Origin of the sequence: Acinetobacter calcoaceticus (assembly GCF_051947995.1) — a bacterium.
Taxonomy (GTDB): Bacteria; Pseudomonadota; Gammaproteobacteria; order Pseudomonadales; family Moraxellaceae; genus Acinetobacter.
Genome location: NZ_JBLVVH010000089.1, coordinates 1 through 208, shown reverse-complemented (window position 1 = coordinate 208; position 208 = coordinate 1). Strand labels below are relative to the sequence as shown.

1 pseudogene is annotated in these 208 nt (G+C 47.1%); it reads left to right on the top strand.

Features of this window, described 5'->3' with window-relative positions:
* Nucleotides 1-170 (top strand): annotated as a pseudogene (locus ACNQO6_RS18675) (acyl-CoA dehydrogenase); the annotation flags it as partial.
* Nucleotides 171-208: the final 38 nt, after the last annotated feature.

Here is a 208-nt window from a genome sequence, read left to right as displayed (position 1 = left end):
GGGCCGTCTGGGCTGCCGAGGGTGGACCGGCGCCATTACAAGTCCAACATGGGCTGTGTCATGGTGTTAAACCGTGGTGTTCAGGTGCCGAGTTTATTCCGAACGCATTAATCAGTTTTAAAGATCAGCAAGGCAAATCTCAACTCTGCATTAATGATATTACTCCACATTAGATCAAAATGGATTTTCACCATTGGCATGCTGTAGG